Below are 26493 nucleotides of genomic sequence, written 5' to 3' on the forward strand. Positions count from 1 at the left end.
TCAATCCTTAATCTTTTAAAATAAACAGCCCGGATCGATGCCCGGGCTATTTGCTTGAAGCCGAGACTATCGCACAGCCGCGTTTCGATGAAAAGGTTTTTTGCGCCTTGCTCCGCCGCCCCGCCCGCGCCGGAACGGCTGGCGCATTGGTCTATAATCGCTGCCACCGTGCCTTGCACGCTCACGTGAGACTGCCTTGACTGCCAAACGAACCGGATTCCCCTGGCCTTCCCGCCGCGCCACCGTGCGCGCTATAATCATCGCCGGCTGCGCCGCCCTGGCCGCTGGCCTGCTGCTGGCCGCCTACCTGTTCCTGTACGTGCGCCCCCGCCTGCCCGAACTGGGCGTCATCACTGACTACCAGCCGAAGATACCGCTGCGCGTGTACACGGCCGACAATGTGCTGATCGGCGAATTCGGCGAAGAGCACCGCGACTTCGTGCCGATTGCGCAAGTGCCGGAAATGATGAAGAAGGCCTTGCTGGCCATCGAGGATGGCCGCTTCTACGAGCACCACGGCATCGACTTCGTGCGCGCCGGCGGCGCCGTGCTGTCGAACCTGCGCCACGGCTTCGGCCACGGCGGCGGCTCCACCATCACCATGCAGGTGGCGCGCAATTTCTTCCTGACGCGCGAAAAAGTCGCCTCGCGCAAGCTCAATGAAATCATGCTGGCCCTGAAAATCGAGTCGGCCCTGTCGAAAGACCAGATTCTCGAGCTGTACATGAACCAGATGTACCTGGGCCAGCGCTCGTTCGGCTTCGGCAGCGCGGCGCAGACCTACTTCGGCAAACCGCTCAATGAACTGTCGATCGCGGAAATGGCCATGCTGGCGGGCCTGCCGCAAAACCCGTCGCGCCACAACCCGATCAGCAATCCGAAAAAAGCGCACGCGCGCCAGCGGCTGGTCTTGAAACGCATGCGCGAACTCGATTACATCAGCGAAGGCCAGTATCAGCAGGCGCTGGCGCAGCCGCTGCATATCAATAGCCGCGGCAAGCAGGGCTTCGACACGCACGCCGAATACGTGGCAGAACTGGCGCGCCAGGCCGTCTACGCGCAGTTCAAGGAAGACAGCTACACCAAGGGCATCAGCGTCTACACGACGATCCTGAAAGCGGATCAGGATGCGGCCTATGCGTCGACGCGCCGCAACGTCATCGCCTACGACCAGCGCCACGGCTACCGCGGCCCGGAAACCTTCATCGATATGCCAGCCGACCCGGAGCAGCGCGACGACGCCATCGACGCGGCGCTGCAAAAACGCCCGGACAGCGATGGCCTGATCGCCGCCGTCGTCACGGACGTGGCCAGCGGCAAGGTGGTGGCCGATACGGGCGACGGCGACGCCAAGACCATCACGGGCGACGGCTTGCGCTTCGCCGCCCCTGCGCTGTCCGCCAAAGCGAGCGCCGGCATCAAGCTGCGTCCGGGCGCCGTAATCCGCATCACCAAAGATGGCAAGGACAACTGGGCCATCACGCAAGTGCCGCTGGTGGCCGCCGCCTTTGTTTCGCTCGACGCGGACACGGGCGCCTACCACGCCATGGTGGGCGGCTTCGATTACAACCTGCAAAAGTTCAACCACGTCACGCAGGCCTGGCGCCAGCCCGGTTCGGCCATGAAGCCGTTCGTGTATTCGGCGGCGCTGGAAAAAGGCTTTTCGCCGGCCACCCTGATCAACGACGTGCCTTTGGAAATGCAGGCGGGCGGCAAGGTGTGGGCACCGCAGAACGACGACTTCAAGTTCGACGGCCCCATCACCATGCGCTATGCGCTGGCGCAATCGAAGAACGTGGCCTCAGTGCGCATCCTGCGCGCGCTGGGCGTGTCGTACACGCACGACTTCATGGAAAAATTCGGCTTCGACCCGGCCCGCCAGCCGAACAATCTGACCATGGCGCTGGGCACGGGTTCCGTCACGCCCGTGCAGATGGCGGGCGCCTACGCCCTGTTCGCCAATGGCGGCCACCAAGTGGAACCGTACCTGATCGACCGCATCGTCGATGCCAAGGGCGCCATCCTGATGCAAACCAAGCCGCCCGCGCCGAACGACGACAAGACCCTGGCGCTGGACCCGCGCAACGCCTTCGTGATGGACAGCATGCTGCGCGAAGTGGCGCGCACGGGCACGGGCGCGGCGGCAACGAAAAAACTGGGCCGGACTGACATCGCCGGCAAGACGGGCACCACCAGCGACGCCGTCGACGGCTGGTTCGCCGGCTACAGCGGCGGCATCGTGGCCGTGGCGTGGATGGGTTATGACGAGCCCAAGTCTCTGGGCGGACGCGAATTCGGCGCCACTCTGGCCATGCCGATCTGGATCGACTACATGCGCACGGCCCTGTCGACGCGCCCGCAAGTCACGCGCGCCGTGCCGGAGGGCCTGAGCCAGGTCGACGGCGAGTGGCTGTACGATGAATTCATCGACATGAACGGGATCAAGACGCTGGATATGGACGCGGAGACGCCGACGGATCCGGCAGCCGTGCCGGAGACGCTGCCGGTGGAAACCACGAACTAATGGAACCGTAGGTCGGGTCAGGAGGAACGACGTAACCCGACAAGCCGCAGCTGGTTTTCGTCGGATTACGCTTCGCTAATCCGACCTACTTCCGGCGCCTTGACCATGCTCAAATACCCGCGCGCCGTACTGACGACGCTGTCGGCGAAATCGTCGACATTGACCTTCGCCGCGCGGTACTTCCAGCGTTTCACGTACCAGTCCTGGAACAGGGCCAGGCAGTGCGCGGCAAGCAAGGTGGGATCGCCCTGCGGCTTCGGTTCGATTTCGGCGATGGTGGCGGCGATCAGGGTCTGCACATACAGTTCCGAATTCTTCGCCATGCTGCGCTGCTCGACCTGCAGCACGCGCGAATCCATGAAGACAAAATAAAACCACGGCTGCAGCACTTCGGACAGGTAGATCGACGAGCGTATCATCGCTTCGAGGCGGTCCAGCGGCGACTTCACGTCGACGAACAGCAGCGGCAAGGCTTGCGTGGCGTGGCGCACCACGTCCTCGATCATTTCGGCCAGTTGATCCTTGCTGGTGATGTAGCCATACAGGCCGCCCATCGACAGCCCCGTCTCGCGGCACAGGTCGCGCAAGCTCATGGCGCGGAAGCCCACGTCATTGGCCAGGCGAAAGGTGGCGACGAAGATGCGTTCAAGATTTTCCAGCGCCGGCTTGCGGCGCTTGACGCCGATACGTTCCGCGTGGCGGTCAAGAATATATTCCCAGATGTTTTCGCCATTTAAAGGCGTCATCTGCTGAAACTGTTCAAAATTAAAATGGGTCGACAAGTGCATTCCCAAATAACGGTGTAAGAGCGATATCCATGCAATGCCTGGGCAAGGCACTGCAAGACGGCGGGACGGCTGATGCGGGGCCGATTATAGCTCAGGAAAACAACTATTTTACTTTTCAACTATGCAATGGGCGCATAAGCCACGCCAAATACCCACAGTTATTGCGCTGCATCATGCAATTCAAATGCAATTTACATCGAGCGGTGCTACATTTAAAAAACCGAGCGCTCGCTATTTTTAATGCATCGAGAATGTAAAGGAGCGCACGGTTCACCGCTACAGCATCGACATTTCCATATTATTCAAATAACGGAGACAAAATGAAGACTCGCTTTTGGCAACTGCTATCCACCCTGCTGTTCACCCTCGCCATCCTGCCCGGCAGCGCCAGCGCCGCCGGCTACACGCAAACGAAGTACCCGATCGTGCTCGTGCACGGCCTGTTCGGCTTCGACAAGCTCGGTCCCGTCGATTATTTTTATGGCGTCTCCGACGCCCTGCGCAGCGGCGGCGCGCAAGTGTATGTGACCACCGTATCGGCCGCCAACAGCACGGAAGTGCGCGGCGAGCAGCTGCTGTCGCAGGTGCGGCAAATCCTCGCCGCCACGGGGGCGGCCAAGGTCAATTTGATCGGCCATAGCCACGGCGGCCCCACGGCCCGCTATGTCGCTTCCGTGCGCCCCGATCTGGTGGCGTCCGTCACCAGCGTGGCCGGCGTGAACAAAGGCTCCAAGGTTGCCGATATCCTCAGCGGCGCCATTCCCAACACCAGCAACGCGCTGGGCAATGCGCTGGCCTCGCTGATCGGCATTTTGTCGGGTAACAAGGGCTTGCCGCAGAACGCGGGCGCCTCGCTGGCGTCGCTGTCCACGGCCGGTTCGCTCGCCTTCAACAGCCGCCATCCGCAAGGCGTGCCCACCTCCGCCTGCGGCGAAGGCGCCTACCAGGTGCAGGGCGTGCACTATTTTTCCTGGAGCGGCGCGCAGCCGTACACGAACGTGCTCGACGTGGGCGACCCGCTGCTGGCCGCCATCAGCCTGGCCTTCGGTGGTGCCAAGAACGATGGTCTGGTCAGCAGCTGCTCCAGCCACCTGGGCAAAGTGATCCGCGACGACTACGCCATGAACCATCTCGATGAAGTCAACCAGTTCGTCGGCATCGTCAACCTGTTCGAAACGAACCCCGTCACCGTCTTCCGCCAGCAGGCCAACCGCCTGCAAGGCCTGGGACTGTAAGGAGAAGCGCATGCACGCGAAATCGATCATCGGCGGCAGTCTGGCGGCCCTGGCCTTGTACCTGGCGCTGCGCTCTGGCGAAGCACCGGCCCCGCCGCCGGAAAAGGCGGAACCGGACCTGTTCGCGTTCGTGCGCTCGATGGAAGGCACGCGGCCCGACGGCAACGTGACGGTGGCCACCGGCGACAAGCTGGTGGTCGACGCGGAACTGGCGCACCTGTTCGACTACTACCTGGCGGGCCTCGGTGAAAAGCCGCTGGCCGCCATCCGCAGCCAGATCGAGGCGGAACTGGACCGGCGCCTGGCGCCCGTCCCCGCCCGCGAAGCCAGGCGCCTGCTGGGCGCATACCTGGCCTACAAGGAGGCGCTGGCCGGCGCGGAACAGGCTTTGCCGGCGCAAGCCGATGCGGCCCTGGCGGCGCGCGCGCGCCTGCAAGCCATGCGGACCTTGCGCGGCAATTACTTTACGCCCGAGGAAAGCGCGGGCCTGTTCGGCGCCAGCGACGCGTACGACGACGATGCCGTGGCGCGCATGGCCATCCTCGGCGACACGTCGCTCGATGAAGCGCAGCGCCAGGCGCAACTGGCGGCGCTCGATCAAAAAATGACGCCCGCCCAGCGCGCCGCGCGCGACGCGCCGCTGCAGGTGGCGCAGCTGGACGCCTCCGTCAGGACCTTGCGGGCACAGGGCGGCGGCGAGAATGAAGTGTACCGCCTGCGTGCCAGCACCTTTACGCCAGCGGCGGCCGCGCGCCTGGCGGAACTGGACCGCGAAGAATCGCAGTGGCAGCAGCGCATCATCGCCTATCAAGCGCTCAAAGCACAGAAGGCCAGCCTGCCCGGCGGCGCGCAGGATGCGGCAGCCCTGCAGCAGCTGCGCGACGCCAGCTTTACCCCGGACGAACAGCGCCGGCTGGGCGCCTACGAATAGCGTTCAAGCCAGCTGCGCCAGCAAAGCGGCGGCCGCCATCACGTCCGTCGTGTCACGCCCCTGCCGGTAGCCCGCATGGACGGGGGCCAGCACGGCATGCGCGGCGGCGCGGCGGCCCTGCGCCTGCAGCACGGCCGCCAGGCTGGTGGCGCAGCGCAGTTCCCAGCCAGGCGCCTGCTGGCCCCTGGCCAGCCGCAGCGCTTCTTCCAGCTGCACCCGCACCGCTTCCAGGCCGGCAGCATCGTCTTGCGCCAGCGCCCGCCAGCGGTGGTGCGCGTCGCGGCGCAGCACTTCCGGCGCACTCCACGGCGCCATGCCCATGCGCGCACGCCGCAGCGCCTGGCTATCGGCGGCCGCGTCGTGCAGGGTGGCCATCAAATCGACCTGTATCGGCCAGCTGCGCACCGCAGGCCAGGGGAACTGCGCCAGCGCCTCGCCCCCATCGAGCAGGCGCAGGTAGGCGGCGCCCCAGGCGCTCCAGTACAGCAAGCCATAGCGGGCCGCATGCTCGCACAGCAGGCAAGTCCACGCATGCGCCAGTTCCCGCTGCCCGCACCACAGGGCGACGGGAATGGCATTGACGGCCAGCGCCACGCACAGCGTGACGCCATTGTGCTCGAAGCCCACCGCCACCGCCTCGCGCACCAGCGCCAGGGCGTCGTCGGGACGGCCCTGCATCCACAGGCAGCGCGCCAGCGTGCCGCGCAGGCAAACCTGCTGATCGGCCAGCAAGGCATGATTGAAGCCGAGCTGCCGCGCGCCCTCGGGATGGGCGAGCACCATGCGCGCCAGCGCCGCCGACTGCGCGTAGCGTCCCTGCACATACTCGCCCACGGAGCGCATGCGCGCCAGCACCAGCCGCATCGGCGTGTCGCCGCGCGCGTCGCACAGCACGGCAAGCTCGGTGGCGTAACTGTCGGCGCGCTGGAAATCGGCCAGCTTCAGGCAGCAGATCCACATGCCGCAAATCGCCTCACAGCGGCGGCTGCCATCGTCCGTGCGCATGGCCAGCGCATAGCCATGCTGGAACGAACGCAGCATGGTGCCGGTAATGCCCTGCGTATGCAGCAGCAGGTGGGCCTGCGAGGCATGCAGCCGCATCTCGCTGTCCGGGTCGTCCAGCGCATGCGCGGCCATGCGCTCGAGCGCCCGCCCGACGCGCACGCGGTATTCGTCCATCAGCGACAGCTGATAGAACAAGGTTTGCGCGGCCAGGGTCAGGGACACGCCCAGCGCCACGTCGCCCTCCTCGCCGAAAGCCCAGTCGATGGCGGCGCGCAGGTCGTCGACATGGCGGCCGTAGCGCGCGCTCCAGCTGGCCGGCGGCATGCTGCCCCAGTCGGCCGCGATGCGTTGGGCCAGGCCCAGGCAATGGCGCGCGTGGCGCAGCTGCACGGCGCCCGCATCCCCGCCCGCCGACAGCAGCGCGCCGGCATAGGCGCGCGTGGTGTCGAGCAGCCGGTAATACACGTACTGGCGGCAAAATTCGATGCTGACGAGGGATTTGGCAGCCAGGTCGGCCAAGGTGTCGAACACGTCGCAGCCGGCCACGGCGCTGGCCGACTCGAGGCGGAAGCGGCTCCTGAACACGCTCAGCGCCTGCAGCACCTGGCGCTCTTGCGCGTCGAGCAGGCCGTAGCTCCAGTCCAGGGTGGCGCGCAGTGTCTGGTGGCGCAAGGGCATGTTGCGCGCGCCCCGCGTGAGCAAACGAAAACGGTCGTCGAGCTGGCGGCGCAATTCGTGCAGGCCGAAATGGCCGATGCGCCCGGCCGCCAGCTCCAGCGCCAGCGGGATGCCATCGAGCCGCCGGCAAATGTCCACCACCACAGGCACGTCGGCGTCGGCCAGCACGAAAGCATCGTCGACGGCCGCGCAGCGTTCGCAAAACAGCTGCACCGCGGCGAAATGGCGCACTGCCGCCGCATCGGGCACGGCATCGGCCGGCGGCAATTCCAGCGCGGGCAGGCGCTGCAACTGCTCGCTGGTGATGCGCAGCGGCTCGCGGCTGGTGGCCAGCACGTGCAGCAGCGGCGCACCCTTGAGCAAGGCGTCGGCCAGCGCGGCGGCCGCGCCGATCACGTGCTCGCAGTTATCGAGCACGATCAGCATGTGGCGCGGGCGCAGGTAGGCCAGCAGCACCGGCATGGCGTCGCCGGCCGCCACGGCCACGCCCAGCGCCGTGGCCAGCGCCAGCGGCACCAGGCGCCCCTCTTCCAGCGGCGACAGGTCGACGAAACACACGCCGTCGGCATAGCGGCGCAGCACGCGCGTGGCCAGGACGACGGCCAGGGTGGTCTTGCCGATGCCGCCCGGGCCGGCAATGCACAGCAGCCGCAATTGCAACAGCTGGTTGGCCATCGTCTGCAGCACCTCGGCGCGCCCCAGCATGCGCGTCAGCATGACGGGCAGATTGTGCCGCGGCTCGGCGCCAGCCGCACCGGGCGCCGGCCGGCCCGTATGCGCGAGCGGCGCCAGGAAGCCGTAGCCGCGCCCGGGAATGGTGGTGATGTAGCGCTGGCCATCGCGGCCATCGCCGAGCGCCTTGCGCAGCGCCGCCAGATGCACGCGCAAGGTCGCGTCGTCGACCACGGCATTGGGCCAGACGATGGCCACCAGTTCATGCTTGTCGACGATGTCGCCGGCGCGCTCCAGCAGGGCCAGCAGCAAGTCCATGGCCCTGCTGCCCAGGCGCAGCGCGCGTTCGCCCTCGAACAGCAGGCGCTCCAGCGGCAAAAGGCGAAACGGGCCGAAGACATAGGCCGGGGCAGGACTGTTTATCATTCTTGCGTGGGGGAGTAGGTGTTAAAGCACGCGGCTTGCAGTGGCCATATTCTACTGAGCATCCGCGCCAGGCCGTACCAGGCCGGCCGGCGCGCCCGGGGCCAGCAGCGCGGCCACATCGGCCGCGGGCGCCGGGCGGTGCAGATAAAAGCCTTGTACCTGCGGGCAGCCCAGCCGCCGCAGCTGCGCCAGCTGTTCACCGTTTTCCACGCCCTCGGCCAGCGCCTGCAAGCCGAGACCGCGCGCCAGCGCAATGGTCGAGGCGACGATGACAGTGTCACAATCTGCGCTGCCACCGCTGCCCAGGTCGCGGATGAAGGAGCGGTCGATCTTGATGGTGTGAATCGGCAGCAGCCTGACATGGCTCAGGCCCGAATGGCCGGTGCCGTAATCGTCGAGCGAAATGGACAGGCCCAGCGCGCGCAGCCGGCGCAATCCCTGCGTCGCCTGCGCCATGTCGTCGATGCAGCAGCTTTCCGTCACTTCCAGCTCCAGCAGGCCGGGGGGAATGGCGTGGCGCCGCAGGCAGCCCAGCACAAAATCGGGCAACTGCGGCTGGCACAGCTGGCGCGCCGAGACATTCACCGCGACAGGCACCACCGGCAGGCCCTGCGCGCGCCACTGCGCCAACTGGCGGCAGGCCGCGTCGATGCCCCAGTTGCCCAGCGCGGCGATGGCGTTCGTCCGCTCGGCCAGGCCGATGAATTCGTTCGGGTAGACGAGGCCGTGGCGCGGATGGTTCCAGCGCAGCAGCGCTTCCAGGCCGACCAGGCGCAGCTGCGCCGTATCGAACTTGCCCTGGTAGTGAAAGCAGAATTCGCCATCGACGATGGCCCTGTCCAGGCGCCCCTGCAACTCCCGGCTGCGCGCCGGCGCCCGGCACAGCAGCGCCAGCGCGCCGTGCCAGAACCTTGCCAGGCGCGCCACTAGGCCAGCAGGCGCGGCACGGCAGGCGCAGGGCGGCCCGCCAGAACCGCCGGCCCCTGGCGCAGGCGAAACACGCTGACCACCTGCAGCAGATTCGCCGCCTCGCCTTCCAGCGATTGCGAAGCGGCCGCAGCTTCCTCCACCAGGGCCGCGTTCTGCTGCGTCACTTCGTCCATCTGCACGACCGCCTGGCTGACCTGGCCGATGCCCGTGCTTTGCTCGGCGCTGGCCGCCGTGATGTCGGCCACCATCTGGCTCACGCGCCCCACGGCCGCCACCACTTCCTGCATCGTGGCGCCGGCTTGCGCAACCAGCGCCGCGCCTGCGTCCACCTGCTGCGTCGAGGTGGCGATCAGGGCGCGGATATCGCGCGCCGCCGCCGCGCTGCGCTGCGCCAGGTTGCGCACTTCCGTTGCCACGACGGCAAAGCCGCGCCCCTGCTCTCCCGCGCGCGCCGCTTCCACGGCCGCGTTCAGGGCCAGGATATTCGTCTGGAAGGCCAGCATGTCGATCACGCCGATGATGTCGGCGATCTGCGCAGACGAGGCGCTGATGGCGTCCATCGTGTGGATCACCTGGCCCACGGCTTGTCCGCCGGCGCCGGCGATGTTCGCCGCCTCTACGGCCAGCACGCTGGCATGGCGTGCATTGTCCGCGTTCTGCTGCACCGTGGAGCTCAGTTCCTCCATGGCCGACGCGGTCTGTTCGAGCGAGCTGGCCTGCTCCTCCGTGCGCGAGGACAGGTCGATATTGCCGGCCGCGATCTGCGACGAAGCCGTGGCGATGGTGTCAGTGCCGCTGCGCACGCGCTGCACGATGTCGAGCAGGTTGCCGTTCATGATGCACAGCGCGTCGAGCAGCTTGCCCGTTTCATCGCCGCCATGGCGGCCGAAGGTCGACGTCAGGTCGCCGGCGGCCACGGTCTGCGCCACGCTCAAGGCATGGCGCAGCGGATCGACGATGCTGCGCGTGACCAGCCAGGCCGTGACGAGCGAAAAGAGCACGGCCAGCGCGCTCAGCGCCAGCATCATGTTGCGCGCCGTCGCGTACTCTTGATGCACCTGGGCGCCCGCCTCCTCCATCAGCTCATGCTGGTACGCGATCAGGCTTTCCAGCGCCGCCATGTAGCGCAGCTGCTCGCCGCGCACCGTGCCGAGCAGCAAGCTGGTCGCTTCATCGCGCGCGCCCTCTTCCAGCAGGGCCAGTACTTTGTCGCGCCCGCCGTTGAACGCGGCGCGCGCCTGCGTCACGGCCGCCATCAGCTCGCGGCCCTGCGGCGACTGCACCGCCTTTTCCAGCTGCGCCAGCCTTTTTTCCGTTTCGCCGCCCGCCCTGGCGATGGTGGCGCGTTCCTGCGCCAGCTGCTGCGGTTCCGTCATCAGGAGCAGGTTGCGCGAGGAGCGCGCGATGATGTTGACATTTTTGATGATGTCGTTGGCCAGCACGGTTTTCGGATATTTGTCATCGATCACGTCGCGCATGCGCAGTTCCAGGCTGGACAGGCGCAGCATGCCCAGCACGGCGGTCGCCAGCAGCAGCAAGGTCAACAACGCAAAGGCGCAGCGCAGGCGTGTGCCGATTTTCATATTTGCCATCTTTATTCGCATCCTTCAGTGTGGTGCATCGGTCATCGCGCCGGGCTCGCATGCAAGGCTGACGGCAATGGCTGCCGCCTGCCAGGTATGGCCGGACGCAGCAGGCGGAAGGGTCAGCCGGGATGTGGCCGAGGCGGGAACAAGGGTGGTACGGCTGGCAGTGTGAGTTATCTCACAGGCAATGTCGCGTTAAGTTTTGAAAAGATTTGCTTAGATGACAAAACAGCTATTTTTGTAACGCTGTTTTTTTAGTAAGTAGTAACCGCAGTGCGCATCTGTGCACGCCTGTAAAAACGGCCGCACAAGGCGGCCGTCCGGTAGCGCATGCGGGCGCCGTCAATCGATCAAAACACTTCCCACTCGTCGTCGCGCGGCGCGCTCTGGCGCTGGGTCGTCACGGCGTGCAGGGCCGGGCGGCCCGAATTGGGGTGTGATACGGGGCGCGAAGCTTGTCCCGGTACCGGACGCTTCAGCGCGGTGCTGGCGGCCACGGTGCGCGGCGCGGCCGGCTTTGCGGGCACCTGCGCCTGCGCGCCATCGAGTTTGAAGACGCTGACCACCTGGGCCAGCTGGCCCGATTGCTCCTGCAGCGATTCGGCCGCGGCGGCCGCCTCTTCCACGAGGGCCGCGTTTTGCTGCGTCACCTGGTCCATCTGGCCGATGGCCTGGTTGATCTGGTCGATGCCCGAGCTTTGCTCCTGCGTGGCCAGGCTGATTTCCGCCATGATGTCCGTCACACGCTGCACGCTGGCGACGATTTCAGCCATCGTGCTGCCCGCCTCGGCCACCAGCTTGCTGCCCGTGTCGACGGCCACGACGGAGTCGCCGATCAGGGTCTTGATTTCCTTGGCGGCGGCTGCCGAGCGTTGTGCCAGGTTGCGTACCTCGGTGGCCACCACGGCGAAACCGCGTCCCTGCTCGCCCGCGCGCGCCGCTTCCACGGCGGCGTTGAGCGCCAGGATATTCGTCTGGAAGGCGATGCCGTCGATGACGGAAATGATGTCGACGATCTTGCGCGACGAGTCGTTGATGGCGTCCATGGTCTCGACCACCTTGCCCACCACGGCGCCACCCTTGACCGCCACGCCCGAGGCGTTCAGCGCCAGCTGGTTCGCCTGCTGGGCGTTGTCGGCGTTCTGCCGCACGGTCGACGTCAGTTCTTCCATCGACGACGCCGTCTCTTCCAGCGAACTGGCTTGCTCTTCCGTGCGCGAGGACAGGTCCAGGTTGCCGCTGGCAATTTCCGACGACGCCGTGGCGATGGTCTCCGTGCCGCTGCGCACCTGGCCGACGATACTGACCAGGCTGGAATTCATGTCTTTCAGCGCCCGCAGCAGCTGGCCCGTTTCTTCCGTCGTGTGCACTTCGATCTGGCTCGTCAGGTCGCCCGAAGCCACCGTCTGCGCCACTTTCACGGCCGCATTGATCGGCTGGGTGATGGCGCGCGTGATGTAGGCGGCGCAGCCGATGCCCAGCGCGGAGGCCAGCAAGCCGAGGATGACCATCAGGCTTTCCGAGCGGATCACGGCCGCGCTGCCATCTTTGACGCTGGCATCGGCCACGCCGTTATTGAGCTTGATGATCTCGTTGAGCGTGCCTTCGGCCTTGCCGAACAGCGCGCGCGAGTCCTGGTACTGCTTGTAGAACACCACGAACAACTCTTTCTGCCGCGGCTCGTCGCGGTTGTCGGCCAGCTGGCGCAAGATGGCGCGCACCTTGTCGTCGTCCGCCTTCCAGGCCGCCCACTCGCCCTGGAAGCGCTGCCACAGCACGGCTTCCTCGGGGGTTTGCGGCAGCGGCTCGTACAGCTTGCGGCCCGCCTCGATATTCGTCCATGCCTTGGTGCGCAGCTGCAGCACTTCCGCGAACTTGTCCTGTGCCTGGTAATTGTTTTCATACATGGCGGCCGTCAGGGTGGCGGCGGCGACGGCCGTCTGGCCTTCGCTCATCATCATCAGGCCCTGGATCGACGGCAGGCGCACCACGCCGATTTCATTGACGGCGCGCCCGACGGTGGCGATGCCCGAATAGCCGCTGACGCCTACCACCAGCAATGCCGCCATCATCACGGCGACAAGCGTCGCCAGCTTCCATTTGATCAGTAAATTCTTAAACATGGCTAGGTCCTTTATAAAGTCACGAAGACTGCTGGCGAAGTCGGGGCTGGCATGTTCGAGTAAAACAGCTGACACTTGTATAAAGGTGGCGGGGATAGGGCGTACGCTTCGTTACAATTGGCGAGATTTCATAAGTGGAAGCATAGTGGAAAAAGAGCGCGCTGGCTGCCATATACTTGATACAAGACAATATTTATTTCTTTACTGTGGTGCGTATTGCACAGCGGTCAAAAAAATTGACATGGCGCCACGCTTTGGTGCAAAAAGTGACCGTGCTTCACTATTGGCTACGCAGTTGATAGTCGTATAAGATGAGCAACAAGCAAACAACAGGCAGACCATGGCTTATCCTATCGAACACAAACTGGTGATCGGGGTCGCTTCCAGCGCCCTGTTCGACCTGGCCGAATCGCACCAGGTCTACCTCGACAATGGCCCCGAGGAGTACCGCAAGTACCAGGAAACGCATATCGACACGGTCCTGCCGCGCGGCGTGGCCTTCCCCTTCATCCGCCGTTTCCTGAACATCAACAAGCACTATCCGCGCCAGTCGCCCGTGGAAGTGGTGCTGTTTTCGCGCAATTCGCCGGAAACGGGCTTGCGCGTCATGCATTCGATCGCCCACTACGGCCTGGACATTTCACGCGCCGCCTTCATGACGGGCAAGTCGCCCTACCCCTACCTGCCCGCCTTCAACGCGTCGCTGTTCCTCAGCGCGAATGAAGGCGACGTGCGCAGCGCCCTGGCCTGCGACTACCCGGCCGGCCTGGTGCTGCCGTCGCGCACGGAAGACGACGAGGACGACGAGGAATTGCGCGTGGCCTTCGATTTCGACGGCGTGATCGCCGACGACGAAGCGGAAACCGTCTTCAAGCGCAACAACGACGTCGACGAATTCCACGCCCATGAAACCCTGAACGTGGGCACGCCGCACCGCCCCGGACCGCTGGCCGGCCTGTTCCAGAAGCTGGCCACCATGCAGCGCCTGGAAGAAAGAGCCCAGCGGCGCGACCCCGGCTATAAAAAGATCCTGCGCATCGCCATCATCACGGCGCGCAACGCGCCTTCGCACGAGAGAGTAGTGACGACCCTGAAAAGCTGGGGCGTAGCGGCCGACGAGACGTTTTTCCTCGGCGGCATGGACAAGTCGCGCGTACTGGCCGTGTTCAAGCCGCATATCTTCTTCGACGACCAGTTGAGCCACCTCAAATCGGCGGGGGGAACGATACCCATGGTGCATGTTCCCTTCGGCATTGCAAATATGCGCGCGGGCGATGGTCTATAATCCTGCCTGTCAGCGCCGTCACTGGCGGCGCGGCGCGCACCACAGCTGTCCCATTCAACTGCCTCTGCCACTAGTGTCATCGCCTGCATGTCCTTAGACTTAACAAAAGCCCTCCCCAAGCCCGGCAACCGCTATGCGCTGCCCACCCTGTATGGTTCATCCGACGCCTATGCCCTGGCGCTGGCCGCTTCGGCCTTGAAAGCGCGGGGCCAGATGCTGGCCGTGGTGGTGGCGCAGGCCAGCGACGGCCAGCGCCTGCTCGATGAAATCCCGTGGTTTGGCGGCAAGGACCTGCGCTGCCATCTGCTGCCGGACTGGGAAACCCTGCCCTACGACGCGTTTTCGCCGCACCAGGACCTGGTCTCCGAGCGCCTGGCCACCTTGCACGAAATCCAGACGCGCCAATGCGACGTCCTGATCGTGCCGGCCACCACGGCGCTCGTGCGCCTGGCGCCGCCATCATTCCTGGCCGCCTACACCTTCTTCTTCAAGAAGGGCGAAAAGCTCGACGAAGCGCGCCTGAAGTCGCAGCTGACCCTGGCCGGCTACAGCCATGTCTCGCAAGTGATGTCGCCGGGCGAATACTCGGTGCGCGGCGGCTTGCTCGACCTGTTCCCCATGGGTTCGGCCCTGCCCTATCGCCTGGACCTGTTCGGCGACACCATCGAGACCATCCGCACGTTTGACGCCGACACCCAGCGCTCGCTGTATCCCGTGCATGAAGTGCGGCTGCTGCCGGGCCGCGAATTCCCCATGGACGAAGCGGCGCGCACCACCTTCCGCAACCGCTGGCGCGAACAGTTCGAAGGCGATCCATCGCGCTCGGTCGTGTACAAGGACATCAGCAGCGGCATCGCCTCGGCCGGCATCGAATACTACCTGCCCCTGTTCTTCGAGCAGACGGCCACCCTGTTCGACTACCTGCCGCCCGACGCCTCGCTGGCCCTGGTGGGCGAGATTGACGCTGCCATCGGGCGCTTCTGGACCGATACCCAGTCGCGCTACCGCTTCCTGAAGGCGGACCGCGAGCGACCCATCCTGCCGCCCGAATCGCTGTTCCTGTCCGACGAGCAGTTCTTCGGCCTGGCCAAGCCGTATGCGCGCCTGGCGATCGCCAAGTCGAACGATGCGCTGGCATCCGAACTGTCGGCGCCCGTGCCGAACATCGCCGTCAACCGCCGCGCCGACGATCCGCTGGCCAACCTGCGCAGCTATTTGCTGCAATCGGGACGCCGCGTGATGATCTGCGCCGAATCGAACGGCCGCCGCGAAACCTTGCAGCAGTACTTCACCGAATACGATCTGCACCTGACGCCGGTGGAAGGCAGCGATGGTTTCCTGCAATCCGACGCCAAGCTGATGCTGGGCGTGGCGCCGCTGCACGCGGGCTTCGAGCTGTTCACGCCGGACGGAAATTTATCTTTCATCACGGAGACGGAGTTGTACGCCGGTTCCGGCCGCCGGGTCGGCACCAAGAAACAGGAAGGCGTGACGCAGGTCGAGTCGATGGTGCGCGACCTGTCGGAGCTGAAAATCGGCGACCCCGTCGTGCACATCAACCACGGCATCGGGCGCTACATGGGCCTGACCAGCATGGACCTGGGCGAAGGCGAGACGGAGTTCCTGCATCTCGAATACGCGAAGGACACCAAACTGTACGTGCCTGTATCGCAGCTGCACGTCATTTCCCGCTATTCGGGCGCGTCGCCGGAAGACGCGCCGCTGCACTCGCTCGGTTCGGGCCAGTGGGAAAAAGCGAAGAAGCGCGCGGCCGAACAGGTGCGCGATACGGCCGCCGAGCTGCTCAACCTGTATGCGCGCCGCGCGCTGCGCCAGGGCCATTCGTTCGAATTCTCGTCGCACGACTACCAGCGCTTCGCCGACAGCTTCGGCTTCGACGAGACGCCGGACCAGGCCGAGGCCATCCACAACGTCATCAAGGACATGACCTCGGGCAAACCGATGGACCGCCTCGTGTGCGGCGACGTCGGCTTCGGCAAGACGGAAGTGGCGCTGCGCGCCGCGTTCATCGCCGTCATGGGCGGCAAGCAGGTGGCCATCCTGGCGCCCACCACCCTGCTGGCCGAGCAGCATGCGCAGACCTTTGCCGACCGCTTCGCCGACTGGCCCGTGCGCATCGCGGAATTGTCGCGCTTCCGCAGCGGAAAGGAAATCACGCAGGCGTTCAAGGGCATGGCCGACGGCACCATCGACATCGTCATCGGCACGCACAAGCTGCTGTCCGACGACGTGAAGTTCACGCGCCTGGGCCTCGTCATCATCGACGAGGAACACCGATTTGGCGTGCGCCAGAAGGAAGCGCTGAAAGCACTGCGCGCGGAAGTGGACGTGCTGACCCTGACGGCCACGCCGATCCCGCGCACCCTGGGCATGGCACTGGAAGGCTTGCGCGACTTTTCCATCATCGCCACGGCGCCGCAAAAGCGCCTGGCCATCAAGACGTTCGTGCGCAGCGAAGGCGAAGCCATCATCCGCGAAGCGTGTCTGCGCGAACTCAAACGGGGCGGCCAGATCTACTTCCTGCACAACGAGGTGGAAACCATCCAGAACCGCCTGGCCATGCTGACGGAATTGCTGCCCGAGGCGCGCATCGCCGTGGCGCACGGCCAGATGCACGAGCGCGACCTGGAAAAAGTCATGCGCGACTTCGTCGCCCAGCGTTTCAATATTCTGCTGTGCACGACGATCATCGAGACCGGCATCGACGTGCCGACGGCGAACACCATCATCATGCACCGCGCCGACAAGTTCGGCCTGGCGCAGCTGCACCAGCTGCGCGGCCGTGTAGGCCGCTCGCATCACCAGGCCTACGCCTACCTGCTGGTGCACGACGTGCAAGGCCTCACCAAGCTGGCGCAGCGCCGCCTGGACGCCATCCAGCAGATGGAAGAACTGGGCAGCGGCTTTTACCTGGCCATGCACGACCTGGAAATCCGCGGCGCCGGCGAGGTGCTGGGCGAGAGCCAGTCGGGCGAGATGACGGAAATCGGCTTCCAGCTATATTCGGACATGCTCAACGAAGCCGTGCGCTCGCTGAAAGCGGGCAAGGAGCCGGACCTGGCCGCGCCGCTGGCGTCGACCACGGAGATCAACCTGCACGTGCCGGCCCTGCTGCCGGCCGATTTCTGCGGCGACGTGCACGAGCGCCTGTCGATCTACAAGCGCCTGGCCAATTGCGCCACGCAAGAGAAGATCGACGATATCCAGGAGGAGCTGATCGACCGCTTCGGCAAGCTGCCCGACGCCGTCAAGGCGCTGGTCGAGACGCACCGCTTGCGCATCGCGGCGAAAACCGTGGGCATCGTCAAGATCGACGTGCATGGCGAGGCGGCCACCCTGCAATTCATGGCCAAGCCACCGATCGACCCGATGCGCATCATCGACCTGATCCAGAAAAACCGCCATATCAAGCTGCATGGCCAGGACAAGCTGAAAATCACGGCCGCCATGCCGGACCTGGCCGCGCGCGTGACGCAGATCAAGACCACCATCAAGCAATTGACGGTGTAGACCATTTCGACCATTTCGACCATTTATGCAGGACTGCCCCATGACCAATACCAAGACCATCACCATGAATCTGATCCTGCAGGGCCTGGACGGCGATAGCGCCCGCCTCGAACGCATCGCCGCGCTGGCCGCGCCGACGTCCGTCACGCGCCTCGGTCCGAACGCCGTGCGCTGCGAACAGATCGCCTACTCGCCCGCGCTGCGCCCCACGATCGAAGTGGCGGCGCAGGCGGCGCAGCTGGACGCCACCTACATGATGGGCCAGCGCGAACTCGCCGAATTCAAGCTCGTGGCGATGGACATGGATTCGACCCTGATCACCATCGAGTGCATTGATGAAATCGCCGACATGCAAGGCTTGAAACCGCAAGTGGCGGCCATCACGGAAGCGGCCATGCGCGGCGAACTCGATTTTGCCGCCAGCCTGAAGCAGCGCGTGGCCCTGCTCGAAGGCCTCGATGCGTCGGCCCTGCAACGCGTCTACGACGAGCGTTTGAAACTGTCGCCGGGCGCGGAAGCCATGCTGGCGGCCGTGAAAAAGGCCGGCCTGAAAACCCTGCTGGTGTCGGGCGGTTTCACCTTCTTCACCGAACGCCTGAAGGAACGCCTGGGCCTCGACTTCACGCATGCGAACGCACTGGAAATCATCGACGGCAAGCTGACGGGCAAAGTCCTGGGCGGTATCGTCGACGCCGAAGAAAAACAGCGCACGGTGGAGCGAGTGTGCGCAGAGATGGGCATTACGCCATCGCAGGCCATCGTCATGGGCGACGGCGCCAACGACTTGAAAATGATGGGCATCGCCGGCCTGTCCGTCGCTTTCCGCGCCAAGCCCGTGGTGCGCTCGCAGGCCGACGTGGCGCTGAACTTTGTCGGACTCGATGGCTTGCTCAACGTCTTGAGCTGAGCCGGCGCCAGCTTGGCGCTATCTGGCGGGCGGTGCGCGCACGGCGGCACAAGTTTGCTATATTGCAAACTTGTGATCACCCCCGCCAGCCCATCGTGAAAGAACACCGCATGCCGCCACCGCTGCCAGAAGAAATACAACGCCACCTCGATATATTCGTCGCCGCCGCGCAAACGGCCTTCGGCGCCGACCTGGCCGCCGCCGTGCTGTTTGGCTCGGCCGCCGATGGCCAGCTGCGCGCCACCTCCGACGTCAACCTGCTGTTGCTGCTCAAGCGCTTTACGCCCGCATCGGCCGATGCACTGCGCGGCCCCTTGCGCCTGGCGCACGCCGCCATCGATTTGCAGGTGATGTTCCTGCTTGAAAGCGAATTGCCCCAGGCCGCCGACGCCTTCGCCGTCAAGTTCGCCGACATCATCGCGCGCCACCGGGTGCTGCATGGCGTTGACCCATTCGCCAGCCTGCACACGAGCCGCGACGCCGTGCTGCGCCGCCTGCGGCAAGTGCTTCTGAACCAGCAGCTGCGCATGCGCGAACGCTATATGCTCCTAAGCCTGACTGAAGAACAGCTGGCCGGCGCCATCGCCGATGCAGCCGGGCCGCTGCGTTCGGCGGCGGTCTCGCTGGCGCAGCTCGAGGGCAAGTCTGCGCAGTCCGGCAAGCAGGCGCTCGAAGCGTTTGTCGACCAGCTGGGCGACCCGGCCCTGCACGCGGCTTTGCACACCATGTCGGCCGCCCGCGAAACGGCGCGCCTGGCACCGGGGCAAGCCCTGCCCGCCTTTACGGGTTTGATGACGATTACCGAACGCCTGCGTGAACACGCGGAGCAGATGCGGTGAACGGCTACAATCCGTTTGACTGGAGCGGGCCATCGTTCCTGCTGGCCTACCTGATCTTCGGCACGCTCGTGTACTACGGCGTGCGCGAGCTGCTGATCCGCATGGAATTGCGCAATCCGCACGCCCAGCTGTCGCTGGCCGATGATCCCTACCGCATTGCTTTTTTGCGCGGCGGCGCCCTCGAAGCCGTGAAAATCGCCGCCATCGTGCTGGTCGACCGCGGCTTGCTGCGCGCCGACGGCCCGCTGCTGGAAACGGCCAGCGCCGACAGCCTGCGCTTTGCCAGCCACGACATCGAACGCGACGTGCTGCGGCTGTACCTGGGCCGCCAGGGCCACAGCAAGGAACTGGCCGTGCAGGCCGACATGCTGCCATCGTGCCGCGCCTACCAGGAGACGTTGACGCGGCAGGAATTGCTGGTCGGCCCGCCGCTGCTGCGCCGGCGCGAACGCATCACCTGGGCCGCGCACTGGCTGCTGCTGACGGTGGCCGGCGTCAAGGCTGTCATCGCCATCAGCCGCCAGCACTACAATCTGCTGTTCCTGGCGGTCCTGCTGGCGATTTTTCTCCTCATGCTGCGCGGCTTGCGCACCCAGGCGACCAGCTGGAGCGCGCAGCGGCTGCTGACCGACCTGCGCATGCTGTTCGGCCGGCTGAACATGCGCTCGGCGCGCCTGCAGGCGGGCAGCAGCAGCGCCGACATGGCCCTGCTGGCCGCCATCTTCGGCATCGGCGCCCTGCCCTTGTCCGTGTACGCCTATGTCGCCGAGCTGTACCCGGTGCCGCGGCAAAATGGCGGCAGCGACTCTTCGTCCAGCAGCACGGGCGACTCGGGCGACTCGTCATCGGGCGGCGGTGACGGCGGCGGCAGCGGCTGTGGCGGTTGCGGCGGTGGCGGCGGCTGTGGCAGTTAGCAAGGACGCCACGCGCGACCGCGTCGGCCTGGGCTGGCGCGGCGAACTGGCCGCCGGCATCCTGTCCAACCTGGCGCGGATCGATGTGCTGGAAGTGATCGCCGACGATTATTACGGCGCCTCGCGCGCCGGCATTTCGGCCTTGCGCAGCCTGGCGCGCCAGGTGCCGGTCAGCCTGCATGGCGTCGGCATGGGCCTGGCCTCGACGATTCCCGCCGAACCGCGCCGCCTGCATGCGATGGCGCGCCTGATGCAAGCGGTGCAGGCGGAATCGTGGTCCGAGCACCTGAGTTTCGTGCGCGCCGGCGGCGTCGAGATCGGCCACCTGGCGGCGCCGCCGCGCACGCAGCACAGCGCCGCCGGCGCGATCGCCAATATCGCGCTGGCCACGCGCATCGTCGGCAGCGCGCCGCTGATGGAAAACATCGCCACCCTGGTCCAGCCGCCGGCCAGCACCATGGACGAAGCGGCATGGGTGGCGCAGATTATCCACGGCGCACAAGTGCCGCTGCTGCTCGACCTGCACAACCTGTATGCGAATGCCGTCAATGCCGGCGAGTCACCGCAGGAACTGCTGCTGCGCCTGCCGCTGGACAGGGTCGGCGCCGTGCACCTGAGCGGCGGCCACTGGATCGCTGCGCCGGGCGGCGGCCAGCGCTTGCTGGACGACCATCTGCACGACGTGCCGCCCGAAGTCTTCGATCTGTTGACCGTGCTGGCGCGCCATGCACGGCAACCGTTGACGGTGATCGTCGAACGCGACGGCAATTATCCGTCGTTCGAGCATGTGCTGGGCCAGCTGGAATTGGCGCGCGCGGCCTTGCGCGCGGGACGAGCCGCATGAGTTCTCCCGCACTGGAAACGTACCTGGCAAGGCTGTACACGGACGACGCCTTGCGTGCCGCCTTCCTGCTCGATCCCCGCGCGCAAGCCTTGCTGCATGGCTTGTCGCCGCAGGAAGCGGAGGCGATGGCGGCAATGGACCGCATCGGCCTGCAGATGGCAGCAGCCAGCTACCGCGCCAAGCGGGCGGCGCGCAGTGGCCAACCCAGGCCGGCGCAACGCTGGTGGCGCAAGCTGCTGCAAGTGTGGCGCTAAGCGCCCGCTACAGCTGCCACATACGCAGCGGCAGCAAGCCCCACCAGGCCAGCACCAGCAGCAGTTGCAGGGCCGCCAGCAAGGCCACCCAATCCCATTTCGCCAGCAAGCCCGCCTCGGCCGCCGTGCCGCGGCTGCGCCAGCAGCGGGCCAGGCCGAACGCCGTCGCCAGCGGCAGCGCGCCCGTCGTCAATGCCAGCAGCACGCTGGCGATGGTGACGTCACCCAGGCGCAGGTAGGACTGGAAATAGAAAAACGGCAGCGGCAAGAGCAACGCCAGCATGGCAAGCAAAGGCGCGAACAGATGGTCGCCCCGTTCCAGGCTGCGCCGCGCGGCCCGCCACACGCCCACCAGCAGCACATACAGCAAGCCGGCCGCACCCAGGGCCAAGCTGCCCCACAGCACCAGCATGCGCAGCATCGACGCGCGCTCATAGCTGCGCAAGCCGTCGCTGAGCACATGCTTGCCATCCTCCTGCATCAGCACGTGCGATGGCGTGCTGCGGTCGCTGGCGCGAAACAGCAGGCCGCCCACCGGTTCCAGTTCCTTCGGCTCGCCCTGGAACGGGATCAGGAACAGCGACTCGCCATCCCATTTCACACGCGTAAAGCCGAAGACGGCGTCGACCCAGGCCATGCTGGCCATGGGGCTGGGCGACGGCACGTAGACGCCCTGCCAGTTTTCCACCGTGGGCGCGGGCGTGCCGCGCGGGGCCGGCGCGCGCAGCGGCAGTTCCAGGTCGCGCAGCAGCAGGCGGTTGAAGCGTTCATAGTCGGCCTGCTCCGCATCCGTATTGAAGGCCACGAAGAAGGCGCTGTCCTGCTCCGGGTAGATGCACAGCATGGCGCGAAAACCGACAGTCGTGCCGGGATGGCAGGCACCCACCACGTTATGGCGGTCGCGCACGGCCAGCGCCAGGCCGTGGCCCGTTGCCAGGCCCGCCTGCGCCGCATCCGTGCCGGCCGGTTCGGACAAGGCGCCCATCAGCGCCAGGTCGATGAACTGCGCGCCCTGCAGCTTGCCATCGCCCATCAGGAACTGCGCCAGCTTGCCCATGTCGGCCGCCGTGGTGGTAAATTGCGCGGCCGGACGCAGATACTGGGGCACGGCCGGCTGCGCCACGCCATGCTCGAAGTGGCCCATGGCCAGGCGCGGGTCCGCATGCGATCCCGCCTGGGTGCTCATTTGCGTACGCATTTGCGTAACATAGGCAAACGTGCTGTCCGCCATGCCCAGCGGCTGCAGCAGCTGCGCGTCGAGATAGCGTTCATACGGCTGGCCTGTGACCTTCTCGATCACCATGCCCAGCAAGCCATATCCCATGTTCGAGTACGCATAGCGGCTGCCGGGCCGCGCGCGCACGCGCAGCAGATTGCGCCCGCCGTCAAACGCCTCGGCCAGCGATGTGCCCGGCGCCGGGTTCAGGCTGAACGCCTGCCAGAAGCGCACGTTATCGAGGCCCGACGTATGCGCGAGCAGGTGGCGGATGCGCACGGGGTCGCTGGCCTGCCACGGGTTTTTCAGTGCCAGTTCCGGCAGCACCTGCTGCAGGGGCGTGTCGAGCGTGAGCTTGTCTTCGCTGACCAGGCGCAAGACGCCCAGCGCCAGCGCCACCTTGCCCACGGAGCCCACCTGCATGCGCGTGTCCGTCTGCATGGGTATGTTCTTGGCGGCATCGCGCAAGCCGGACGCGCCGACTTTGACTGTTCCGTCAGGCAAGACTTCACTCCAGACGGCGCCCGCCAGACCCTCGTCCTTCAAGCCGGCGGCAAACTCCGCCTCCAGGGTGGGGCCGGCCGCATGAGCCACGGTGGCACAGCACAGCAGCAAGGCTGGCACGGCGCGCTGCAGCCACGACCTGGCGCGCGCGGCCAGGGTAGGATATCGATCTCGTTTCAACAATGTATTCTGCCTTTTTCCATGGACTGCGCTCCTGCGCCGCTTTGCTTGTTACAATTAAAAATTGAGCAACGACGGGAGCTTTCATGTCACAAGATATTATTTTGGATACCCAACTCCAGCAGACCAAAAACCTGGCCTGGTGGTTGTACCTGATACATGGCGCCAGCTTCGTGTTTTCGCTGGGCGCGTTTTCCTTCATTCCGCTCATCATCAATTACGTGAAGCGGGACGAGGCTGCCGGGACCTTCGTGCACAGCCATCACAGCTGGATGATCCGTTCCTTCTGGTGGTATGTGGCCTGGGTCGTCGTCGGCGCCATCCTGTGGGTCACGCTGATCGGCATTCCGCTGGCCATCATCGTCTGGGGCGTGGCCTGGCTGTGGAAAGCGTACCGCCTGCTGCGCGGCTTCCTCGACCTGAACAACAACAAGCCCGTACCCATGTAACAGGTGCTTCGCGGCAAGCCAACGGCTTGCCGCCGCCTACATCGCAGCGAACGCCCGTTCGATATCGGCGATCAAGTCCTGCGGATCTTCCAGTCCCACGTTCAGGCGCACCAGCTGGCCAGGCAACTGCCATCCCTTGCGCATGGCGGCGATGCGGTACGGCATCACCAGGCTGTTCGCGCCACCCCAGCTGTAGCCAATCTTGAACAACTGCAAGGCATCGACGAAACGGTCCGTCTGCGCCTCCGTGTAGCGGGCATCGAACAGCACGGAAAACAGGCCGCCCGCACCCGTGAAATCACGCTGCCAGATGGCGTGGCCCGGGCAATCGGCGAAGGCCGGATGCAGCACCGTGGCGATCTCGCTTCTTCCCTTGAGCCAGGCGGCCACCGTGCGCGCGCCCACGTCGTGCGCGTCGAAACGCAGCTTCATGGTGGGCAAGCCGCGCAGCACCAGATAGGCGTCATCCGCCCCCACGCCCATGCCCAGACGCATGTGCGCCTGCGCCAGGCGGTCGTGCAGCGCCCGCTCGCGCGTAATGAGCGCACCCATCAGCACGTCCGAGCCGCCCGACTGGTATTTCGTCAGCGCCTGCATGATGATGTCCACGCCCAGGTCGAAGCCGCGCAGGGCCAGGCCCGCCGACCAGGTGTTGTCCAGAGCGACGAGCACGCCGCGCGCATGGGCGGCCGCGCAGATGGCGGGCAAGTCCGGCACTTCCATCGTCACGGAACCGGGCGCTTCCGTCCAGATCAGTTTGGTGTTTGGCTGGATCAGGGCGGCGATGCCGGCGCCGATGAGCGGATCGTAATAGCGGGCCGTGATGCCGAAGTCCTGCGACAGCCAGCGCCCCAGCTCGCGGTTCGGGTTGTATATATTTTCCGGCAATAAAACGTCGTCACCCGTTTTCAGCAGCGCAAAGTCCGCCATGGCGATGGCCGCCAGGCCCGACGGCGCCAGCAGGCAGTATTGTCCCCCTTCAATCTCGGCCAGCCGCGCTTCCAGGGTGAAGGTAGTCGGCGTGCCGTGCAAGCCGTAGGTGTAGGCGTTCTTGTCTTTCCAGTCGCCCGAACGCATGGCCGCCACGTCCTTGAACAGTACGGTGGACGCATGGTGTATGGCGTTCGGGAACGCGGCAAAGCCTTGCGGCGCCTGGTAATCGCTGTGGATCAGCGCGGTTTGCGGAGATTTGGGTGTGGTCATGGCGTCGGGAAATAAAAAAAGGCGGATCAGCAATTGCTGGTCCGCCTTGATTGTAAGGGCTTTACGCCCTGCACGCCGTACGACTGTTACACCTGCTTACTCGGCAGCGCCCCACAGGTCATGCGCGTCCGCTGAGGTGATCGTCACGTCAACAAATTGGCCGACCGCCAGCTTGCGGTGCGGTTCGAATGGCGGCTTCACATACACGACGCCATCGATTTCCGGCGCGTCGGCGGACGACCGGCCCACGCCGCCCGAGCGGGTGACTTCATCGATCAGCACGCGCACGGTCTTGCCGACCTTCGCTTGCAGGCGTTTCTTGGAAATTTCTTCCTGCAGCAGCATGACGCGGCCGCGGCGCTCTTCGCGCAGCTCTTCCGGCACGGGGTTGGCGATGGCGTTGGCCGTCGCGCCTTCGACAGGCGAATAGGCGAAGCAGCCGAGGCGGTCGATCTGCGCTTCCTTGAGGAAGTCCAGCAGATACTCGAATTCCGCTTCCGTTTCACCTGGGAAACCGGCGATGAAGGTCGAGCGGATGGTCAGGTCCGGGTTGATCGCGCGCCAGGCCTGGATGCGGTCGAGGTTTTTCTCGCCGCTGGCCGGACGCTTCATGCGCTTCAGGACGTCAGGATGCGCATGCTGCATCGGGATGTCGAGGTATGGCAGGATGTGGCCGCCGCTCATCATCGGGATGATCTGGTCCACGTGCGGATACGGATACACATAGTGCAGGCGCACCCAGGCGCCGTAGGACTTGGCCAGCTCGCCCAGCGCTTCCGTCAGCTGCGTCATGTGGGTTTTCACGGGACGGCCATTCCAGAAGCCGGAACGGAATTTCACGTCCACGCCATACGCCGAGGTGTCTTGCGAAATGACCAGCAATTCCTTGACGCCGGACTTGAACAGGTTTTCCGCTTCGATCATCAGTTCGCCGATTGGGCGCGAGACGAGGTCGCCGCGCATGGACGGGATGATGCAGAAGCTGCAGCGGTGGTTGCAGCCTTCAGAAATTTTCAGGTAGGCATAGTGCTTCGGCGTCAGCTTGACGCCTTGCGGCGGCACCAGGTCGAGGAATGGCGCATGCGGTTTCGGCAGGTGCAAGTGGACGGAATCCATCACTTCGGCCAAGGCGTGCGGGCCCGTGACGGACAGCACTTTCGGGTGTACCTTCATGATGATGTCGTCGCCGGCAGCATCTTTCTTGGCGCCCAGGCAACCGGTCACGATCACTTTACCGTTTTCAGCCAGCGCTTCGCCGATGGCGTCCAGCGACTCTTGCACGGCGGCATCGATAAAACCGCAGGTATTGACGATCACCAGATCGGCGCCAGCGTAGGATTTCGCCGTTTCGTAGCCTTCGGCGCGCAGTTGGGTCAGGATTTGTTCGGAGTCGACCAGCGCTTTCGGGCAGCCGAGCGAGACAAAGCCCACTTTCGGCGCCGCACCTGGCATGGCCAGCATGGCCTCGG

The 26493-nt window shown here is 65.4% G+C and carries 19 protein-coding genes; 11 read left to right on the plus strand and 8 right to left on the minus strand.

All coding sequences use genetic code 11. From position 1 onward, the window contains the following. The first annotated feature begins 244 nt into the window (after window positions 1–244). The gene (locus MRBLMS1_RS02785) at window positions 245–2524 is read left to right on the plus strand and encodes a penicillin-binding protein 1A (RefSeq protein ID WP_485877674.1); all 2280 of its coding nucleotides are present in this window, start codon (window positions 245–247) and stop codon (window positions 2522–2524) included. A gap of 65 nt (window positions 2525–2589) precedes the next feature. Here MRBLMS1_RS02785 and MRBLMS1_RS02790 read toward each other — a convergent pair whose 3' ends face one another. Next, the gene (locus tag MRBLMS1_RS02790; RefSeq protein ID WP_456130656.1) at window positions 2590–3270 is read right to left on the minus strand and encodes a TetR/AcrR family transcriptional regulator; all 681 of its coding nucleotides are present in this window, start codon (window positions 3268–3270) and stop codon (window positions 2590–2592) included. Between the two features lie 362 nt (window positions 3271–3632). Here MRBLMS1_RS02790 and MRBLMS1_RS02795 point away from each other — a divergent pair, with 362 nt between their 5' ends. After that, entirely contained in the window at window positions 3633–4547 is a 915-nt protein-coding gene (locus tag MRBLMS1_RS02795; RefSeq protein WP_230517822.1) for a lipase family alpha/beta hydrolase, read from the plus strand. A gap of 10 nt (window positions 4548–4557) precedes the next feature. Continuing rightward, window positions 4558–5478, plus strand: a complete 921-nt coding sequence (locus MRBLMS1_RS02800) for a lipase secretion chaperone (protein WP_485877677.1) — start codon at window positions 4558–4560, stop codon at window positions 5476–5478. 3 nt (window positions 5479–5481) lie between these two features. On the opposite strand, the gene MRBLMS1_RS02805 is transcribed toward MRBLMS1_RS02800, so the two are convergent. The 4 genes from MRBLMS1_RS02805 to MRBLMS1_RS02820 all read right to left on the minus strand — a co-directional run bounded on the left by MRBLMS1_RS02805 (window position 5482) and on the right by MRBLMS1_RS02820 (window position 12898). Further along, window positions 5482–8259, minus strand: a complete 2778-nt coding sequence (locus MRBLMS1_RS02805) for an ATP-binding protein (protein ID WP_485877679.1) — start codon at window positions 8257–8259, stop codon at window positions 5482–5484. Between the two features lie 51 nt (window positions 8260–8310). Continuing rightward, window positions 8311–9186, minus strand: a complete 876-nt coding sequence (locus tag MRBLMS1_RS02810) for a putative bifunctional diguanylate cyclase/phosphodiesterase (RefSeq protein WP_485877681.1) — start codon at window positions 9184–9186, stop codon at window positions 8311–8313. Then, window positions 9186–10772, minus strand: a complete 1587-nt coding sequence (locus MRBLMS1_RS02815; RefSeq protein ID WP_485877683.1) for a methyl-accepting chemotaxis protein — start codon at window positions 10770–10772, stop codon at window positions 9186–9188. The genes MRBLMS1_RS02810 and MRBLMS1_RS02815 overlap by 1 nt, the downstream gene beginning before the upstream one ends. 353 nt (window positions 10773–11125) lie before the next feature. Next, window positions 11126–12898: a methyl-accepting chemotaxis protein gene (locus MRBLMS1_RS02820; RefSeq protein WP_485877685.1), complete on the minus strand. Its 1773-nt coding sequence runs from the start codon at window positions 12896–12898 to the stop codon at window positions 11126–11128. A gap of 340 nt (window positions 12899–13238) precedes the next feature. On the opposite strand from MRBLMS1_RS02820, the gene MRBLMS1_RS02825 reads away from it, so the two are divergent. The 7 genes from MRBLMS1_RS02825 (at window position 13239) to MRBLMS1_RS02855 (ending at window position 21472) form a co-directional block, all read left to right on the plus strand. Continuing rightward, window positions 13239–14183 (plus strand): 5'-nucleotidase, encoded by a 945-nt coding sequence (locus tag MRBLMS1_RS02825; protein WP_139089576.1) that lies wholly within the window; start codon window positions 13239–13241, stop codon window positions 14181–14183. Window positions 14184–14270: 87 nt separating this feature from the next. After that, window positions 14271–17714 carry a transcription-repair coupling factor gene (mfd, locus tag MRBLMS1_RS02830; RefSeq protein WP_485877687.1) on the plus strand — a complete coding sequence of 1148 codons (3444 nt, stop codon included), beginning with the start codon at window positions 14271–14273 and terminating at the stop codon, window positions 17712–17714. 64 nt (window positions 17715–17778) lie between these two features. Continuing rightward, window positions 17779–18621 (plus strand): phosphoserine phosphatase SerB, encoded by an 843-nt coding sequence (gene serB / locus MRBLMS1_RS02835; RefSeq protein WP_485878957.1) that lies wholly within the window; start codon window positions 17779–17781, stop codon window positions 18619–18621. A gap of 110 nt (window positions 18622–18731) precedes the next feature. Continuing rightward, entirely contained in the window at window positions 18732–19460 is a 729-nt protein-coding gene (locus MRBLMS1_RS02840) for a nucleotidyltransferase domain-containing protein (RefSeq protein ID WP_139089578.1), read from the plus strand. After that, the gene (locus MRBLMS1_RS02845) at window positions 19457–20374 is read left to right on the plus strand and encodes a TIGR04222 domain-containing membrane protein (protein ID WP_485877688.1); all 918 of its coding nucleotides are present in this window, start codon (window positions 19457–19459) and stop codon (window positions 20372–20374) included. The genes MRBLMS1_RS02840 and MRBLMS1_RS02845 overlap by 4 nt, the downstream gene beginning before the upstream one ends. After that, window positions 20364–21218, plus strand: coding sequence for an MbnB/TglH/ChrH family RiPP precursor modification enzyme (locus tag MRBLMS1_RS02850; protein WP_189396500.1), 855 nt, complete (start codon window positions 20364–20366; stop codon window positions 21216–21218). The genes MRBLMS1_RS02845 and MRBLMS1_RS02850 overlap by 11 nt, the downstream gene beginning before the upstream one ends. After that, the gene (locus MRBLMS1_RS02855) at window positions 21215–21472 is read left to right on the plus strand and encodes a hypothetical protein (protein WP_139089581.1); all 258 of its coding nucleotides are present in this window, start codon (window positions 21215–21217) and stop codon (window positions 21470–21472) included. The genes MRBLMS1_RS02850 and MRBLMS1_RS02855 overlap by 4 nt, the downstream gene beginning before the upstream one ends. A 7-nt stretch (window positions 21473–21479) precedes the next feature. Here the strand turns inward: MRBLMS1_RS02855 and MRBLMS1_RS02860 are convergent, their stop codons facing one another. Then, window positions 21480–23372: a serine hydrolase domain-containing protein gene (locus MRBLMS1_RS02860; protein WP_485877690.1), complete on the minus strand. Its 1893-nt coding sequence runs from the start codon at window positions 23370–23372 to the stop codon at window positions 21480–21482. Window positions 23373–23458: 86 nt separating this feature from the next. Here MRBLMS1_RS02860 and MRBLMS1_RS02865 point away from each other — a divergent pair, with 86 nt between their 5' ends. Further along, complete coding sequence (locus tag MRBLMS1_RS02865) at window positions 23459–23821, plus strand: DUF4870 family protein (RefSeq protein WP_128142837.1); 363 nt, start codon at window positions 23459–23461, stop codon at window positions 23819–23821. Window positions 23822–23857: 36 nt separating this feature from the next. Here MRBLMS1_RS02865 and MRBLMS1_RS02870 read toward each other — a convergent pair whose 3' ends face one another. Further along, on the minus strand, window positions 23858–25024 hold the full coding sequence (locus tag MRBLMS1_RS02870; protein ID WP_485877693.1) for a cystathionine beta-lyase: 1167 nt from the start codon (window positions 25022–25024) through the stop codon (window positions 23858–23860). A gap of 96 nt (window positions 25025–25120) precedes the next feature. Next, window positions 25121–26476, minus strand: a complete 1356-nt coding sequence (rimO, locus tag MRBLMS1_RS02875) for a 30S ribosomal protein S12 methylthiotransferase RimO (protein ID WP_128143344.1) — start codon at window positions 26474–26476, stop codon at window positions 25121–25123. Window positions 26477–26493: the final 17 nt, after the last annotated feature.

Source organism: Massilia sp. LMS1-1-1.1, assembly GCF_040815535.1.
GTDB classification, from domain to species: Bacteria; Pseudomonadota; Gammaproteobacteria; order Burkholderiales; family Burkholderiaceae_D; genus Janthinobacterium; species Janthinobacterium aestuarii.